We start from the raw sequence: 17,436 nt of genomic DNA on the forward strand, positions 1-17,436 counted from the left end.
ATTAATTTTATTTTGCTATTTTTCATTTATTAACCTCTAATTACAATTTACTAATTTACCACAAAAAATAGCCGAAAGCTAGATTTCATCTAACTTTCAGCCATTGAAAATTTTATACTTTCCTATACATTAAAAAAAGAACCTCTAAAGGTTCTACTCAATTTCTTTAAATATTTCTTCTATGTCTTTTACTTCTAATACTTCAATTACTTTCATTAATAACTGAATACTATAATGATTATTCATAAAGTTAAAAACTGTTTTTCGGCATATATTCATTTCACAACAAAACATTTCATAACATCTTGATAATGTAATATTGTCATCAATTATAAACTTTGAATACCGCTCTTTAAGTTTAGTTTTAAACTTATCTTTATCAACTTGAAACTTATATACCATAACTCTCCCTTCCTTACTGTGTATCTAAATTACACTAAAATATCTACAAAAAAATAAGGAAGGCTTTTAACCTTCCTTTACCCTTGATAATTTCTTTTCTGTTTAAGCTATTTTTTATTTGATAACCGTAAGAAAATACTTTTATCTATCTTTATAGAAATTGCATATGTATTATATCTTTAAACCCCTTTAGGGTTTTATAAACTAAATCATTATATTCATTATTAAGGGGTATAAAAAATAAAAGGTAAATATGGATTTAGAGAAACAATAAACATGGTCTATACCCCTTAATATTAAATACATAAAGAATAATAGCCGAGGTGAAGAAACCCTCGACTTTTGAAAGTTGTTTTTAATGAATAAAATAAATTCTATTATAAAAGCATTTTGTAATATTATGAAAAACGTAAAAGCAAAAATTTGAGGTATAGCACAATACCTTGTAAATTTATACTTAGCGTTTTTTCTGAAAGAGCATATTTATATACAATACAAATATGGCGCTTTATAAGAAGTATGAAATATTACTTCTTATATTATATAATATACATAACAACAGTAATATATAGCCATTAGTTTTTGTACACTTATATTATATAATGTACACAACTAAGGATTTACACAATAGTTTTTCTTTTGCCTTTTCACTTCTCATTAACATTACTAAAGCAAAGTAAACTTGTTCGCTTAGAAGATATATATTTTTTGAATTTGCTATCTTTTGATTAGTAAATCCAACTTCTAAAAGTGAATCCTTTGTAAGGATTGAGTTTTTTAAGTCTAATAAATCAATACCAATTTCAAATTCACTAATATTATTATTTATTAACTCATTTACTTTTCTTAACTCCATTTCGTGAATTTCTGCTATTGTCTTTGCTAACATAACTTTTTGATTTTCACCAAATCCACCTTCAATAACCGGTATGTTGAACCCTAAGAATTTTTGTTGCTTATTTCCTAACATTTCACAACCCATTTTAGTTACTTCGTAACATTTGTTTGTTTTTCCACTAGCATCTTTATAACTGTTTTCTATAAAATATTTACTCAAATCAAAATTTGATTTCAGTAAAATCGGTATTATCCCAACAGATTTACCATCTTTTGAACCGTTAATATCTTTCATTAATGCACTATGGCTCTTTCCTAACATTTCTGCCACTTATCTTGAATTGATTGTTTTTTGTTGATTTACTTGTTGTAATTTATTCATTTATAATTCCTCCAAAATTTTTATTTATCTTTTCTACTTATATAAATTGGATTATAATGATAAAAAAGGGGGGAATGTTGAAATGATATGTAAAGAAATTCGTGATTGTAAAGGCGTAAATGTCAATACTGGTATGGAAACCCTAATTGTTCAAAAGCGTGATATTTGGTGTTTTCAAGTTATGTGTAATCGTATGGAACCATGTAATAAACGTGAAATGGAAAAAGCATATAGGCTCTTAGATGAAGAAGGCAATATTCTTGATGATGTTATAGATTTCATGAAGAAAGTAGCCGATTATCAAGATATACATTGGATACTTGCTACTGGCAAAAGATTAATTGCATTTAAAAACTTTGCAGATAGAACTATATACATATATAGTAAAATAGACTTTAAAAGCAGATTTGATAATGAGCCAAGCATATATAATTGCAAAACAATTATTATTGAATAATAGATAAACCCATAAAAAAGGCTCATGCCTTTTTATGGGGGTGGTTGGAACTCGTTCCAATCCACCAATAGTATTATTGATATAAAATAAAAAACGGACAAGATTTGCGTATTATTTTTAACTTATCTTTATAAAAGTATATAATTCACCGCAAATGTTGTCCATTTAATATTATAGGTAGACAAAAAATACCCCTACCTATAATATATATAGCTAGGGGGTATTTTTGTCTACCTTATTTTATTATTCTCGCATCTGGATTTACATCTATAATTGTTGAAACTCTAGTATCATTTTTCTTTTTTATAGAAATTGTATTATCTTCTACCTCATATCCAGAATTTATTATTATTGGCTTAATGCTAGTCCACTTTAATATACTTTTCTTTTCTCCATATACATTTACTATCTTACATAATTCACTCTTATCTTTTGTAGTTAATTTTCTATTTAAATATTCTTCCGGTACAACTATTCTAATATCATCTAAACAATTTTTATCCTTAAATATTTCAGCTTTAATATTTTTTCTTATTCTGCTTCTAGATTGTATTTGTGTATCAGCTTGAGTATCATTACAAACCATAATTTCTATATCTTCATCAAGAATATTAATTCCGGTTTCATATGCTCCATTGATAATTAATATTTGATAATCCCTTGGAATAATACCAGTTGTTAAAATACTTTCTCTTACCTCTAATTGTTCTTCATTCATAGGGTTTTTAGTATTATTAATACTCCATAAAGCTATTGATTTTAACCCTATCGAATTACATATATTAATCATATCTTCGCACTCTGTAACTCTATTAGTATAAATTAATGCCTTTTTACCATATTTAAAACCATTGAACACTTTTAAATAATGTCCTAAGTTTCTATAATTATTAAAGAAAAAAGTAAAATCACTTGTTAGCCTTCTTATATTCTTTTCATTTGAAAGATTAATGACATTCCATTTTTCATTTGTTGCATTAGTTATATTACTATCATCTTTAGGTAAAAGAAAATTCATCTCTCTTTTTATTCTTTCATGTGTAGCCGTAAAGCCTACTACTTGAACGCCATTCTTTGCATTTTGGTGTAAATTACTTATTACATTTTCATAGTTTTTACATTCCTTAATACCATTTTCTTTATCTTCTTCTTTGTCAAACTTATCCTTATATTTGTAAAGATTATGTATTTCATCACAAATTATCGTTTCAACATCTTTATATTCTTCCTTATTCATTTCATAGAACCATTTAGCATAAGTCATTACAGTACAATTAAATCCATCAATATAAAACCCTTCTATCATATCAAAACCAGTACTTTTAACTTTACCAATTATTTCTTTATCTTTCAAAATCATTTCTTGCAAATTTGATGTATCACACAAATAAACGCTTTTCTTCGTAACATCTAGTAATGTATTAAATATATAATATGTTTTACCGCTACCCGCTGGAGCAATTATCAAGTTGATTTTTCCTTTGTGTAACATTATGCCTTTACTTTTTATAATTTCATTTACCGTTAATTTTCTCATTTATTAATTTCCTCATTTCATTAAACCACCAACTAATATAATTAATTGGCTCTAGGAAAGAAAATTTAATTTCCTTCCTTCTAAATTCCCTCCTTTCTTTTTCATATTTAAACAATTATATTTTAAAATGGCATATATTCTCTAAATTCACACTCATTATAATATTTACAATACTTACAGTCTTCTGGACAATTATTATCTATTTCTTCTGGTGTAAACTTTCTATTAAAATACATTAATTTATCTTTTATAAATCTTTTATTCTCTCTTAATTCATTTTCTAATTTTACTTGTTCAACTAAACCGTCAACAATATCAAATAAATCATCACAATCAGATTCTTTTTCTGATGCAACCTCATCTATTAACTTATCATTTATAATTATCTTTATAATTTCATCTTCTTGTTTAATTCTTAAACTTACAACGTTATTTTTCTTTCTTCTAAATATTTTCTTTGCTTCATCTTTAATTGCTACAATATTTAATTCCTTTGTTACTAATGTTTTTTTCATAATATCAATCTCCTTTATTCTTCATTTGTTATTTGCATTTGTATTATATAATTGAAATTCTAAAAAGTTCACTTTTAAATAAAAATTTTTTACACAACAAAAAAGATGCTTTCCAGCACCTTTAAAAATCATCAATTAATAATTTAACTCTTAAATAAAATACTTATTTTATCCTTATTAGCTTGTAATTTATTTACTTTTATTAACTCTGTTTTTCAAAAACAATTCTTGGATTATTACCATATACCATGTTAATAAGTGTATCTTGTCCAATAACTTTAACTAAATTTACTATTTGTTGTGCATATGCTTCTTCATTGTAATAAAAAATTGTTGTAGTTACATTCTCCAATAATATTAAATCCTTTAATACTTCTCCATCTGTAATATCTAATGAATGTCCAAAAATATATACATTATGATGTCCACCCTTATTTTCCATTATCTCTTTAGCTGAATCTATAAGTGTATCCTCTGAATCCTTCATATAGGAAAATCCTGAAAATTCTTTATATACATTCTGATATTCAACATATTCTTTTTTTATTTCTTCTACCCATCTCTTATATTTACAACCTGTCTTTTTATATATCCTTTGATAATATTTCTTAAATTTAATAAAATCAAACTCCTTATTTTTTCTATCCTCATCTAAATACTCATCTATTCCTAATACCATATTATTAGGACTTTTATTGCTTGTTCTTATTTTTCCATGAATGTAATCATAATTATCCTCTTGATAATTAGTTTCATAATATTTTTCGTAAGTATTTGTATAGTTAAAGCTCAATATTTTATCCACATTAGAGATATTCTCAATCTCTTTTATCTTATTTCCTATTTGTATTTTACTAACGAATTGTCCTAAATAAATCTCTAAACATCTTATTAAGCTTTCTAAATCTTTATAAAGAATATCAATTGCTTCCTTTTGTATATCTTTATTTAGTTTATTAAAATTTTGTAGCGATTTCCCCTCTAATTTATCTTCGATTTTTGATTCTGTTATAAAAGTTTCTTGTATCTTTTCATAATCGCCATTTGATATATCCTCACTTAAACTTTTAACTACCTGTGAAATTTCAAGTTCAAAATCAATCCATCCTTTGTTTCTATCTTGCTCATTAATTTTCATTAAAAAATAATTTATCCATACATTATGTTTGATTAATTGTAGAAGTTCTATTAGTTCACTTTTATCCTTATCAGCACTAAATATTGCAGAAAAGTATTGCATATCATAGAAAATTTTTTTTATTCCAGTGCTTAACTGATTAAATTTTTTTGCTTTTTGTACATCGTTGAAACCTCCCTTTTCTTTAACACACTGAATAAACATCATAAAATCCCAATACTTTGTTGGTAATTCATGTGCTAAATCAAATCCATTTCCTATCACTAAAATATTCATTTTCTTCTTCCCCTTTATACACGTATTCACATATTACATTGTATATTTATTATATAAGAAAATAAAGCTATATCTAAATTTAAATGTAGCTTTCATTCTTTCAACTTCATTTTGGCTCTCGTCTTCTTATAAAATAAAGCATCTATCAACTAGATGCTTTATTGGTTACTTAAATTATTATATACAAATCCCATTGCATAACATTTTTTTCTGTATAGAGTTCAAAATTGAATTATCAAGAAAATCATTACGTTTTTCATAATATTTAGCTGAAAATCTCCTTAAAATATCTGTCTTTAAAACATTAATATATTGAAAGCTTTCTCTATTAAATTGTTCTCCATCATAAATTGCTTTACCGTAACGTTCCTTGCTATTTCCTGAACTTAATAATAAGTCAAAAATAACTTCTATTTCTGTATTAACTTGATTAGATAATTCTTCTTCTATTTCTTTTATAAACTTTAGAGGAGATATATAAGATGTAGAAAATACAATATATTGCTTTTTATTTTCATTAGTATAAAAACTTCTTATATCATATCTTTTCATTTTTACTTCTCCTTTCTAATAAATATATTTTTCTATATTTCATAATATTCATCAATAATTTTTAATGTGTCTTTAATTAATTTTTTAGCAACATCAACGTCATCAATTTGTACTGTTTCATCATTACCAAAATCATTAGGAAAATCCCAATGAAAATATTTATGTCTATATACTACTATATGTTTATATGCTTTTTTATAATACTCAACTCTATCTTTAATGCTCAAAATCTTATTTCTAACATCTTTCTTTATACTTGCTCGTTCTCTATTATAATCATAATTAAACATATCTAAATTTCCATATTGCTTTGACGAAGTAACTTGATAATCTCTATACAAAGTTAATTTAATATGCCCTTCTAGTGCTCTTAATACTTCAAACACTAACTCTGTACAAGTATATTCTTGACTAGTTACATTTAAATTATACACAGCTTTCAATAGAGATTTTCTTAATTTCTCACTATGTTTATTATATGAATTAGGCAAATAAGATTTATATTGTTCCTCTATAGATAAAGCACTTACACTCTTTCCAAGGTTTTCTTCTAAATTATTTACGACTTCATCAACACTAAGTAATTCATTCATATATGATACACATAAATTATATAAAAGTAAAGGTATCCCTTGAACCCTAACGTTATTTGTTTTCTTGTTAAATGTAATAGTTACAATGTCATTATATGAACCCTTTAATTTATAAATTTTTTCGTTTATGTCTTCTTTACTTATTCTTATTTCTTTGCATAATTCTTCTGCATTTATAAATTTAATTGATTTTTCAAAATCTGAAAAATCAATTGTTTTAAACAACATACTTTGATTGTTTGTAGCTAAATTATTATCTATTTTACAATGTTCCTTTATATATTCTGCTAAGTATAATTTTATCTCTTGAAGTTTTCCCTCTTTAACTTTTAAAGTTGTTTTTCCCTTAGAATTAATAAAAACTGTAAGAAATAACTTTTGATTATCAAACTCGACATTATATCTTGTTTCTATAAATCCAGATTTGTTTGGTTTATCCTCTGGAATAACTTTTACATTATTATAATCTATCTTAAAAAAATTCTTAATAGCTTGTTCAATTTTACTATTATCTAATAATAATTCCTTATACATTTCTTCCCTCCGCATACCATCATACTTAATTTTATCATTATTTATTTTTCATGTAAACTTTTTACTTTTATGTATGTTATTAGATAGTCGTTCTAAAATAATAAACTCTTTATCCTTAATTGAAGTAATCTATTATACTCTTACTTATTTATCTAAATTAATTGTTTGGGAACTTATGAGTTACTGAATGATATAGTTATCTTACCTATATCTACAAAATAAGAATTGTAGACATAAGTAAGATAATATTATTGTTTGGTTTACCCATTGAGAACCTCATTTAACACTTCTATTATTATTGCATAACTGCATATCAGCTTTACCATTTAAAACTTGTCCTAAATGTCTTTATCTTTTGCTAATACTTACCCACTCTTTAGAGTGCCAAGTTTCCACCACAACTATTATTTAAAGGTTATTGGTCGTTGCCCACCTTACATATTATTGATACCTTGCATAAGTTACAATAGAAGTAAATCACTTATGAACAATAATATAGCTGATTTAATGCATTGGCTCAGCTCACCTACTAAAATTATTTATAGTAGCTTTAGTGCGTATACTACTTACCTATTCCTAATTTAAGGTATAGGAAATAAAGCCTTGCATAGTACCTATTTTTTTGATAACATTTAATTGCGAGTTAAATGTGCCAAACAAAAAGGCATACAAAGTTTATTACAAAATATTTAATTTTGGGAGAGATATAGTATTTATATCTCTTTTTTATTTTTTTATATTCCCTAATGGAGAATATTCTCTATATTTCTTTCTTAAATCTTCTTCTTTCAAATCTAAATATGCTTTTTCCGTAACTGCTACACTAGAGTGTCCTAATATCTTAGATAATACAAATATCGAACCTCCATTCATAAGAAATCTTCTACTAAAATTATTTCTTAATCCATGTGGTGTTATATTCTTATTTATCTTTGCCCGTTTTAAATATTCTCTGAAATTTCTTTCAAAGTTTCCTTGCTCTATTTTTCTATTAGTTCTTTGAGTTGGAAATAATAAATCACTTTCTTGCATAACATCTTTAAATTTTATCCATCTTTGCAATAACTTCTGCATTTCATAACTAAAGAAAACTACTCTATCTTTCCTTCCCTTAGTTATATCCCCATCTAAAAATATTGTGCATCTAAATAAATCTACATTTTCAATTTTCAACTCTAATGTTTCTCCTAATCTCATTCCAGTATCAAAAATCAGATTGATAATAGTAAAATCTCTAAACTCATGAAATTTAGATAAATCTAATACTTTAATTAGCTTTTTGTATTCTTCATCTGTTAACTGCTCTTTTGGCTTTCTTGTAACTTTCAGAAACTTTATAGAACTAATATTATTTTTCTTTACTATATTGTTTTCTTCTGCATAACTAAAAAATGCTTTTATATTTCTTAAATAACCATTTATAGTCACATCTGATATTTCTTTTCCTACATCATGCCTTTTATCTAAATTAGCTTTATTAATACCTTCATCACTTGAAGCAAAACTATATTTCCCCCTATCTTTAGTAAATACTAAATAATCTTCTACAATCTTTTTATTAACTTTGCTTATATCTGTAATATCCAATTCTTCCTCTAAGTATTTTGAAAATAACATTAAAGTTTGATGATACGACTTGATTGTTTTTATTCTCAAATTCTTATAACTGCAATACTCTAAATATTCTACAATTATATTGTTTATTGTTTTAGTTTTCTTAATTTTGGGCATAAAAAAATCACTCCTAACATTAGATGCCAATCTAATTATTAGAAGTGATGATAGAAATATATTTATTGGCTTGAAAATCTCATTTTCATACCCCCATCATTGATGTTGATTGCAATGAAATTTTCAAACTATGGCTCTATTACTAGTATTAAGATACTTTATTCTTTAATCTTAGCTTGTCTGCTATTATAGCAATAAACTCACTATTAGTTGGTTTACCTTTATCATTATGAACAGTATATCCAAATAGCTTATTAATAGCTTCAATTTGCCCTCTTCCCCAAGCAACTTCGATAGCATGTCTTATTGCTCTCTCAACTCTTGAAGCAGTAGTATTATACTTCTTAGCTATTGAAGGATATAACTCCTTAGTTACAGCTGATAATAATTCCATATCATTAACAACCATTGTTATAGCCTCTCTTAAATACATATATCCTTTAATATGTGCTGGTACACCTATTTCGTGAATTATGTTTGTAATTTCAGTTTCTAAATCCATAGGTCCCCTATTACTTGTATTTATTATTTCACTTGTTGTCATTGCAACTTGCTTTTTAACAGGTTCATTTTCTACCGCTAAAGTATCATTAAACATATCTCTTATACGTTTTGTAAAAATATCCATATCAAATGGTTTTACAACATAATAATCAGCACCTAAAGTTATAGCTCTTTGTGTTATTTTATCTTGTCCAACTGCAGATAATACAACTATTCTAGGAAATTTTTCTAAATTCATTGAATTTAATCTTTCTAAAACCCCTAATCCATCTAAATGAGGCATTATAATATCTAAAACAACTAAATCAGGTTGTTTTTCCTCAATTAATGTTAAAGCTTCCCTACCATCTTTTGCAATTCCTGTTACAACGATATCTCTTTGATTTAGAAGATAATCATTTAAAATACTGCAAAATTCTTTGTTATCATCAGCAATAATTACTGAAATTTTGTTTCCATCCATGTTTTCTCTCCCTTTCTACCCACTATAATATATTATTTTTAAATTTCAAAGTTCCAAATTCCCACATAACTTATTTAACAATACTATATTTTATAATTTAAATTAAGTTATATTTAGTTGTTTTTTAACTTCATTAAATATATTATAACATAAATTTTAAAATAAAAATAGTTTATTTTACATTATTTTGAAATTTTTTTAAGGGAATTTTAAGAAATTTTGTGTTATTTAATTTACTTATTTTAAAACAACAAGATATAGCATTTTCCTTTTGTTATTTTAGCTATATCTTGTTGATAATTTTCTATTTTTTTATTTTATTACACCAGCTTCTTCAAGCATCCATTCTATATATATTCCATATCCTATGTCAGGCTTATTAATTAAAACGTGTGTAACAGCACCTACAATTTTATTATTTTGAATAATTGGACTACCACTCATCCCTTGCACTATTCCACCTGTTTTACTTAAAAGTTCTTCATCTGTAACCCTAATTATCATGCTCTTAGGTCCACATTTATCTTGTTGTAATAGCTTAACAATTTCTATGTCATATTCTTTTGGTCCTTCTTCACCCACTGTAGTAATTATAGTAGCAGGTCCTTCTACAACTTCATTTCTAAACCCAACAGACATTGGTTTACTGTATATAGGATTTACTAAAGGCTTATTAGTACTTCCAAATATTCCTGATGATGAATTACTTTTAATTGTTCCTATAGAGCTTTTTTCATTTATAAATAATCCTCTTAATTCACCTGGAACACCTTTTTCACCTTTACGTACACTTAAAATTGATGCTGATAATAAATCCCCATCTTTAATTGTAAAGTTAGTATTAGTATCGCCATCTGTAATAGGATGACCTAAAGCTCCAAAAGTATTAGTACCTTCATGATAGAAAGTTAATGTTCCAATACCTGCAGTTGAATCTCTAACCCATAAACCTAATTTATAAGCTTCGCCTTCTTTAACAAGTTCAATATCTTTATTAAACTTGCATCCTTCACGCATGAATTCTACATTCACTACATTCGTATCATTTTCTTTTATTAAAGTTCCTAATTCTTTAGCTCCTTCAATCTCTTTTCCATTTACTTTAAGCAATACATCACCTAACTGCAATCCTGCTATCTTTGCTGGACTACTTTCAGTTCCACCTCTAGTTTCAACCTCTGAGAAACCAACAACTAAAACTCCTTCAGTAGATAACTTTATTCCTACACTTGTTCCTCCTGGATATAATTTTATATCCTCTAGCTTTTGTACTGCAACTGATTTTATAGGAATTAATCCTAAAAAATCAATATTCACTTTATCTTTTGATAGTTTCACAGTATTAAATACTCCTTGATTATTCACAGCTATATCTGATACTTCCATACTATCATTGATATATATTTTTTCTGGCAACTTCAAAACACTAAAATATGCTATTAATGCCAAAATAGCTACTGGAGCAGTAATTATACTAAAATACTTTAATATTTTTTTCATCATTTTATCTCCTCCTTTGCTTCTGACATTACTTTTCCCTGTATCATTTTTTTATATGCTGTATTAAGATTGTTAACATAGTCAAAAATTATTAAGTTAATAAATTTTGTATAAAAAAAATAAAACCATGCTAAATTACCATGATTTTATTCTTTACCGTATTGCTAGACCTTATGTATATTTTTATTAAATATTTTTCATTTCTTTCTTTTTTATTTCAGCAAATTTCACCATTTCTGATGCATTTTCTATAGTGACATCACTTATTTCATCTCCACCTACCATTTTAGCAATCTCTCTAATTTTATCTTCTCTCGTTAACATTCGGATTCCTGTAAATGTCTTTCCTTCTAAAACATGCTTAGATACAAAGTAATGATTATCAGAAAGTGCTGCAATTTGTGGTAAATGAGTTATACATAATACTTGATGCTTTAATGAAACTTCATACATTTTTTCTCCAACACGCTTTCCAATAGTTCCGCTAATTCCAGTATCTATTTCATCAAAAATAAGTGTTGGTATTTTATCTTTATCTACAAAAACACATTTTAAAGCAAGCATTATTCTTGATAATTCACCACCTGATAGTACTTTTTCTAATGGTTTTAAAGGTTCACCTGGATTAGCTGATACTAAAAATTGAACTTCATCATAACCTCTTGAATTCATTTCATCAGTTAAATTAACTTCAATTTTTATTATTGCCTTTTCCAGTCCAACATAAGATAATTCTTTTTTAATATTTACTTCTAATATTTCAGCTGCTTCAACTCTTAAATCATGAAGTTTTTTACCTATAATCTTCATTTTGTCTTCAATAATAATAAGTTCTTCTTTTAACTTATTTACTATTTCTTCAGCATTTACTAGTTCATTATATTTTTCTTTTAAATTTTTTAAATTATCTAAAATCTCTTGTATGGAGTTTCCATATTTTTTCTTATATAAACTTATAGTATATATTCTTTCATTTATTTGTGCTAATCTATCTTCATCATATTGTATTTCACTACCTACATCACGAATTTCTCTTGTTACTTCTTCTAAACTATAAAATGCCTCTTCTATTTGACTTTTCTTTTCTCTTATTATTTCAGAGTGGTTTTCAACTAATGATAATTCAGAAATAACCTTTGATAATCCTTCTAATACAGAAATTCCTTCATTTGATGAATTTAAATATCCATAAGATTTTACTAAACTATTTGATATTTTTTCTGCATTTGATAACATATTAAATTCATCTTTTAGATCTTCTTCTTCATTAACCTTTAAATTTGCTTTTTCTATATCTTCTATCTGAAATTTAATATAATCAGCTAATTTTTCACCATCTTTATTTCCAGTTAAACTATTTATCTTTTCAAGATTTTCTAAATAGTTACCTCTTAATAACTCATATTCTTTAAGTAAGTCTTTTATTTTATCATAATAAAATTCATCAACATATAAAATATGAGTACCTTTATTTAATAAATTTTGATTTTGATGTTGTCCATGAATATCCAATAGCTTTTCTCTGATTTTTTTTAATTGTGATAATACAATACTCCTATTATTTACTTTTATTAAACTTTTACCATGCAATGTAGTTTCTCTACGTATAATTAGCATTTCATCTTTTTCTATTCCCAATTCCTCTAACACTTCATAAACTTCATCATTTTCAATAGAAAATACAGCTTCTACTATTGTTTTATCTTCTCCATATCTTATTTGATCCTTAGAAAATTTTCCGCCTAATACATAATCTATAGTGTCTATAAGTATTGATTTACCTGCACCAGTTTCTCCTGATAATATATTAAATCCTGAGCCAAACTCAACAGATAACTCTTGAATTAATGCAAAATTATTAATATTTAATTCAATTAGCATTATACCCCACCTTTATAAATTTAAGAAATCATATTTCTAATTTTAGAAATTAATTCTAAAGCTTTTTCATCAGTTCTAACTAATACAAAAATAGTGTTATCTCCAGCTATTGTTCCTGCAACATCATTTGAATATAAAGTATCAATTGCTTCTGCAGCAGCTGATGCAGCACCTGTTAGTGTTTTTACTACAACAAATTTATCAACTTGTTCTACTCCTATAGCTGCATTTTTTAATATGCTGTAAAGTTTGTCATTTATATCACGCTCTCCTTTTGCTGAAGATATATATTTATATTTTCCTGATTCACTTTGCATTTTTACTAATTTCAATAATTTTATATCTCTAGATACAGTTGCTTGAGTTACATCATAGCCTGCCTGTTTAAGTGCTTCTGCTAATTCTTCTTGTGTCTCTATATCATTATCATTAATAATCTCTAATATCTTACTATGTCTTTTTGACTTCACTTTAATCACCTTCTCAATTTGTTAATAAATGTACAATCCCTAATAAAAGATTTACTTTTTATATTAAAACTCTATTTTAATTAATCCCTTAAAGCCTCTCTATTTATTTAATATTTTTTTTCTCAAAACATTAAAGTAATCATAATTATCAAATAATAAAATTTTTGCAACATCTTTAGCTTTTTTAATTATTATAGAGCTATTATCTTTAATTTTCCTAGATTCTTGACCATCAAAAGTTAAGTAAATTTCACCATTATAATTTTCAGCTTTAATTAAAATTTCACTACTGCTTTTTAATACTATTGGCTGCATTCCTCTGGTATGTGGACAAATAGGTGTTAATGTTATAACTTCAACATCAGGATATACAAAAGGTCCTCCTGCTGAAAATGAATATGCTGTAGAACCTGTAGGTGTTGAAACTATTAACCCATCTCCTTTAAAGCTATAATATAACTTTTTATCTATATACACTTCAAACTTTGCCATTCTTGATAATGTTCCTCTAGCTATTACAACATCATTTAAAGCTTTACTATTAATATCTTCATTTTCATCATCACTTTTACATTCTAAAAGTATTCTATTTTGAATAATATATTGTCCATTTTTTATTTTATTTAAAGCTTCGCCTAAATCTTGTATTTCTATACTTGATAAAAATCCTAAATTTCCTATATTTATTCCTAAAATAGGAACATCATATTTTCCATTAATATCTCTAGCTATACCAAGTAAAGTTCCGTCTCCCCCTAAAACTATAAGCAAATCTAAATCATTATCAAATTTATATTTATTTATTTCATAGCTATTTAATACAGTTATTTTAGAGCTCTTAAATATATTTGTAATTTTTTTAATAACCAAAGATAGTATCTTTCCTTCTGTATCTTTTGAAGGGTTTAATGCTATTAAAATATTTTTCATAATAACTTCCTTTACTATACTTATACACCTATAGCCAGCTTTTAAAGCTGGCTATGAGATTCATTTACAACATCTTCAATTTGACTTAATTCAAAATTTCCTTCTTTCTCTTTATCCTTAGTAAAGTAAACAAGATATTCTCTGTTTCCTTCTGGACCTTTAATTGGTGAGTAGCTTAATCCTAGTATATTTAATTCATTTTCCATCAAAAAGTTTACTATTGTATTTATAACTTCTAAATGTACTTCTTTATCTCTTACAACACCTTTTTTACCAACCTTATCTCTTCCAGCTTCAAACTGTGGCTTTATTAATGCTACAACTTCACCTTTATCTCCTAATAATGCCTTTACAGCTGGCATTATTGTTCTTAAGGAAATAAATGATACATCTATAGATGCAAAATCTAAAGCAATACCTATGTCTTCTGGAGTTACATATCTAATGTTAGTTTTCTCCATGCAAACAACTCTCTCATCTGTTCTAAGCTTCCAAGCAAATTGTCCATATCCTACATCTACAGCAAAAACCTTAGATGCATTATTTTGAAGCATACAATCCGTAAATCCCCCTGTTGATGCTCCTATATCCATACATACTTTATCTGTAAGATCAATCCCAAAGGTGTTCATTGCTTTTTCTAATTTTAAGCCTCCACGGCTTACGTACTTAAGTTTCTCCCCCTTAAATACTATATCAGCATCAACTTTAACTTTTTCACCTGCTTTATCTACTCTTTGCCCATCAACAAATATAAGTCCTGCCATAATATTAGTCTTTGCTTTCTCTCTTGATTCACAAATTCCTTTTTCAACTAATAATATATCTAATCTTTCCTTCTTAGATGCCATATTTTTCTCCTTTATCCTAAAATGTTTATAACACATTTTTCTATAGCTTCTGCATCAAGTCCTGCATCTTTATATAATAAATTAACATCTCCATGAGGAACAAAGTTATCACTAAATCCTAAGCACTTAAATTTCCTTTTAAAATTAAGTTTATTTAACTCCATTAATACATAACTTCCAAATCCACCATTTATAACATTATCTTCAATAGTTACAATGCTATATCCTTCATCAACTAGATCTTTTAACATTTCAGTATCTATAGGCTTTACAAAAGTTGCTCCTATAATTGTAGGATTAATTCCTTTTTTAATTAGTTCTTTTCTTGCAATCATAGCATGCTGTACCATTTTTCCTACAGCTATTATAGCAACTTTCTCTCCATTAATTATCTTTTCCCATTTTCCATATTTTATTTCCTTAACTGCAGTTAAATCTTCACAACAATCTGCTCCTCTTGGATATCTTATTGCAACAGGTCCATTTTGTCTTAATGCCCACTTTAACATTATAGATAGTTCTTCTAAATGCTTAGGAGCTAAAACTACCATATTCGGTACTGCACATAAATAAGATAAATCAAATATCCCTTGATGTGTTTCTCCATCGTCACCTACAATTCCTGCTCTATCTATAGCAAAAACTACAGGTAAGTTTTGAATACAAACATCATGTATAACTTGATCAAAAGCTCTTTGTAAAAATGTTGAATAAACTGCAAAAACAGGTCTTAAACCAGCACTTGCCATACCTGCTGCAAGTGTAGTAGCATGTTCTTCCGCTATTCCAACATCAAAAAATCTATTGCTATATTTTTTAGCAAAATCTTTTAAGCCTGTACCATCTGGCATAGCTGCAGTAATAGCAACCACATTACTATTTTTTTCAGCTAATTCTAACATAGTATCTCCAAATACTTTAGAATACGTTTTTTTAGAAGGTATATAACTTTCACCACTTTCTAAATCAAATGGTGAAACTCCATGAAATTTATTTGGATTTTTTTCTGCAAATTCATACCCCTTTCCCTTATGAGTTACTGTATGAATTATTACAGGTCCATTAACCTCTTGAGCCTTACTAAACACTTCATTCATTAGCTCAATATCGTGTCCATCAATAGGTCCAATATATTTAATACCCATATTTTCAAATAACATAGATGGTACTAATAAATGCTTTAAACTATCTTTTACTCTATGTAAATATTGAACTACTGTTTTGCCAGCATTGCTATTACTTAAAGTAGAGTTTATATCTTCTTTTAATTTATTATAACTATGATCTAATCTTAATTTATTTAAATGATTTGATACTCCACCTACATTTTTAGAAATTGACATTTGGTTATCATTTAAAACTATAATCATATTAGTTTTATTAAAACCAACATCATTTAGTGCCTCTAATGCCATTCCTCCAGTTAATGCTCCATCTCCTATAACTGCAATAACATTATAATCTTCATGCTTAATATCTCTCGCTCTTGCTATACCTAAAGCTGCTGATATTGATGTACTGCTATGACCAACTCCAAAAGCATCATACTTGCTTTCGCTTATTTTAGGAAATCCACATAAACCATTATATTTTCTCAATGTATCAAACTTATCCTTACGTCCAGTTAATATCTTATGAACATAAGTTTGATGTCCAACATCCCATACTATTTTATCTTTTTCAAAGTTAAATGTTTTATATAAACTAAGTGTTAATTCAACAACACCTAAATTTGAGGATAAATGACCTCCAGTTTTTGATACTTTATCTATTAAAAATTCTCTTATTTCATCTCTAAGCTTATAGAGTTCCTTATTAGTCAAAGTTTGCACATCACGTGGATAGTTTATATCCTCTAATAATTTTGACATACTTATCATTCC

Annotated in this window: 16 protein-coding genes; 1 reads left to right on the top strand and 15 read right to left on the bottom strand. The window is 26.5% G+C overall.

Features of this window, described 5'->3' with window-relative positions; translation table 11 throughout:
* Positions 1-153: 153 nt before the first annotated feature.
* Both Q0Y03_RS07575 and Q0Y03_RS07580 read right to left on the bottom strand, forming a co-directional pair.
* Complete coding sequence (locus Q0Y03_RS07575; RefSeq protein ID WP_297713233.1) at positions 154-402, bottom strand: hypothetical protein; 249 nt, start codon at positions 400-402, stop codon at positions 154-156.
* Between the two features lie 595 nt (positions 403-997).
* Positions 998-1,561: a Rha family transcriptional regulator gene (locus tag Q0Y03_RS07580; RefSeq protein WP_297713234.1), complete on the bottom strand. Its 564-nt coding sequence runs from the start codon at positions 1,559-1,561 to the stop codon at positions 998-1,000.
* A 241-nt stretch (positions 1,562-1,802) separates the two neighbouring features.
* Here Q0Y03_RS07580 and Q0Y03_RS07585 point away from each other — a divergent pair, with 241 nt between their 5' ends.
* Entirely contained in the window at positions 1,803-2,078 is a 276-nt protein-coding gene (locus Q0Y03_RS07585; RefSeq protein ID WP_297713235.1) for a hypothetical protein, read from the top strand.
* A gap of 235 nt (positions 2,079-2,313) precedes the next feature.
* Here Q0Y03_RS07585 and Q0Y03_RS07590 read toward each other — a convergent pair whose 3' ends face one another.
* The 13 genes from Q0Y03_RS07590 to dxs all read right to left on the bottom strand — a co-directional run bounded on the left by Q0Y03_RS07590 (position 2,314) and on the right by dxs (position 17,424).
* Positions 2,314-3,615 (bottom strand): DEAD/DEAH box helicase, encoded by a 1,302-nt coding sequence (locus tag Q0Y03_RS07590; RefSeq protein ID WP_297713236.1) that lies wholly within the window; start codon positions 3,613-3,615, stop codon positions 2,314-2,316.
* A 122-nt stretch (positions 3,616-3,737) separates the two neighbouring features.
* Positions 3,738-4,130 (bottom strand): hypothetical protein, encoded by a 393-nt coding sequence (locus Q0Y03_RS07595; protein WP_297713237.1) that lies wholly within the window; start codon positions 4,128-4,130, stop codon positions 3,738-3,740.
* A 202-nt stretch (positions 4,131-4,332) separates the two neighbouring features.
* Complete coding sequence (locus Q0Y03_RS07600) at positions 4,333-5,544, bottom strand: AbiH family protein (protein WP_297713238.1); 1,212 nt, start codon at positions 5,542-5,544, stop codon at positions 4,333-4,335.
* A 177-nt stretch (positions 5,545-5,721) separates the two neighbouring features.
* Positions 5,722-6,096 carry a type II toxin-antitoxin system RnlB family antitoxin gene (locus tag Q0Y03_RS07605; RefSeq protein WP_297713239.1) on the bottom strand — a complete coding sequence of 125 codons (375 nt, stop codon included), beginning with the start codon at positions 6,094-6,096 and terminating at the stop codon, positions 5,722-5,724.
* Between the two features lie 32 nt (positions 6,097-6,128).
* Positions 6,129-7,223 (bottom strand): type II toxin-antitoxin system RnlA family toxin, encoded by a 1,095-nt coding sequence (locus Q0Y03_RS07610; protein ID WP_297713240.1) that lies wholly within the window; start codon positions 7,221-7,223, stop codon positions 6,129-6,131.
* 726 nt (positions 7,224-7,949) lie between these two features.
* On the bottom strand, positions 7,950-8,954 hold the full coding sequence (locus tag Q0Y03_RS07615) for a tyrosine-type recombinase/integrase (RefSeq protein ID WP_297713241.1): 1,005 nt from the start codon (positions 8,952-8,954) through the stop codon (positions 7,950-7,952).
* Between the two features lie 148 nt (positions 8,955-9,102).
* Positions 9,103-9,921 (bottom strand): sporulation transcription factor Spo0A, encoded by an 819-nt coding sequence (gene spo0A / locus Q0Y03_RS07620; protein ID WP_297713242.1) that lies wholly within the window; start codon positions 9,919-9,921, stop codon positions 9,103-9,105.
* 312 nt (positions 9,922-10,233) lie between these two features.
* A complete protein-coding gene (gene spoIVB / locus Q0Y03_RS07625) occupies positions 10,234-11,424 on the bottom strand; it encodes a SpoIVB peptidase (protein ID WP_297713243.1) in 1,191 nt (396 codons plus the stop codon).
* 183 nt (positions 11,425-11,607) lie between these two features.
* Complete coding sequence (gene recN / locus Q0Y03_RS07630; protein ID WP_297713244.1) at positions 11,608-13,302, bottom strand: DNA repair protein RecN; 1,695 nt, start codon at positions 13,300-13,302, stop codon at positions 11,608-11,610.
* A gap of 20 nt (positions 13,303-13,322) precedes the next feature.
* Entirely contained in the window at positions 13,323-13,772 is a 450-nt protein-coding gene (locus Q0Y03_RS07635; RefSeq protein ID WP_297713245.1) for an arginine repressor, read from the bottom strand.
* A 99-nt stretch (positions 13,773-13,871) separates the two neighbouring features.
* On the bottom strand, positions 13,872-14,702 hold the full coding sequence (locus Q0Y03_RS07640) for an NAD(+)/NADH kinase (RefSeq protein ID WP_297713246.1): 831 nt from the start codon (positions 14,700-14,702) through the stop codon (positions 13,872-13,874).
* Positions 14,703-14,743: 41 nt separating this feature from the next.
* Positions 14,744-15,553 (bottom strand): TlyA family RNA methyltransferase, encoded by an 810-nt coding sequence (locus Q0Y03_RS07645; protein WP_297713247.1) that lies wholly within the window; start codon positions 15,551-15,553, stop codon positions 14,744-14,746.
* A gap of 11 nt (positions 15,554-15,564) precedes the next feature.
* Positions 15,565-17,424 carry a 1-deoxy-D-xylulose-5-phosphate synthase gene (dxs, locus tag Q0Y03_RS07650; protein WP_297713248.1) on the bottom strand — a complete coding sequence of 620 codons (1,860 nt, stop codon included), beginning with the start codon at positions 17,422-17,424 and terminating at the stop codon, positions 15,565-15,567.
* Between the last annotated feature and the right edge of the window lie 12 nt (positions 17,425-17,436).

The organism is Clostridium sp., from assembly GCF_026168755.1.
GTDB lineage: Bacteria > Bacillota > Clostridia > Clostridiales > Clostridiaceae > Clostridium.